Origin of the sequence: Compostibacillus humi, assembly GCF_014637175.1 — a bacterium.
In the GTDB taxonomy this organism is placed as follows: domain Bacteria; phylum Bacillota; class Bacilli; order Bacillales; family Amphibacillaceae; genus Oceanobacillus; species Oceanobacillus humi.
This window is the reverse complement of record NZ_BMEV01000147.1, coordinates 1-1,188: the sequence shown is the minus strand read 5'-3', so window position 1 is coordinate 1,188 and position 1,188 is coordinate 1. Positions and strand designations below refer to the sequence as shown.

The following is a 1,188-nucleotide window of genomic DNA, read 5'->3' as shown; positions in this document are numbered from 1 at the left end:
AATTTGGCTGTTAGGATGGATTAAACCCCGTTTGAATATTCTGCACTCTTTGCATAAGCTCTGTCCACAAATACATTCAAAAAACGAAGTTTGAGCAATTCTAAGAAAACAGGGGCATTTTGAAGAAAAACGAAGTATATAGAGGGAGGTAAGCTATTCCAGCTGAAAACATTCCAATTATCGGAGGAACGAAAAAACCAGTTCTTAGGGAAATAAATCCTAATATGCCCCCTATCAACCATGCGATAATTGCACGATGATTGACGACAAACGAGTGTTTTGGTTTTTTAATGAACCATTCCTCTGCCATAATGACCCCTGGAACAGGTGGGATTAACAGGGATAAGAATTGTATGATTGGCATGATGATGTTAAATATTCCTCCCGCTGCAAACACAGCCCCCAAAGTTGCAATCGTAAATGCGATATGTTTATGTTTAATTTTTCCATAATACTTAGTATCTTTAATTACATTCTGTAATGCTAAACTTGCACCATAAATATTATTATCTTGAGTCGTCCATAAGCAAAAAACTGCGGTAAAAAAAGCAACCAATCCAAGTCCCAAAGCAGTCATTGCTAATGTAAAATCTCCTTGTCCGGTGCTAATGGCAATCAACGCTCCGGCAAATTGAAAGCTAAAACATCCTATTAAAAACGCCACCAACCCTGCAATAACAACATGAGATTTAGATTTTGCAAACCGGCACACATCTGGAGTAATAGTTGCTCCGAATACCCAACCGCCTACTATGGATGCTGTTGCAGTGGTAAAAGTAATCGGTTCGCTAGGCACATATTGAAAAACTCCTGAAAAACCATCTGCCGACCTACCTACTGATATTACTCCAACAAAAGAAAGGACAATCGCAGCCGGGACACCGAGCATGCTTATAAATTCTAATCCTTTATAACCGTTGATTGCCGATAACATCCACATGTAGATTACGAGTACTGCAGTAATTGATATGGGCAACGGCCACCAACTAAAAGTACTATTTATTAAGCGTGAGAAAATATCTCCATTTAAAGACACCCATGTAACCGCAGATATAGCTAACAAGAAAGAAAAAATAGGTTCTATGTCAAATGTTGGGGTTTAGGCTACCGCGCTTGCGCTTGGTGGCCTCTTCCTTTATTGGTGAAATAAATTTTACCAATAAAGGAAGAGGAGTAAAAAGAAACTGT

1 protein-coding gene is annotated in these 1,188 nt (G+C 38.8%); it reads right to left on the bottom strand.

Annotated features, from left to right (window positions below; translation table 11 throughout):
• Positions 1 to 100 precede the first annotated feature (100 nt).
• Positions 101 to 1,063 (bottom strand): cytosine permease, encoded by a 963-nt coding sequence (locus tag IEV18_RS16975; protein ID WP_373281956.1) that lies wholly within the window; start codon positions 1,061 to 1,063, stop codon positions 101 to 103.
• Positions 1,064 to 1,188: the final 125 nt, after the last annotated feature.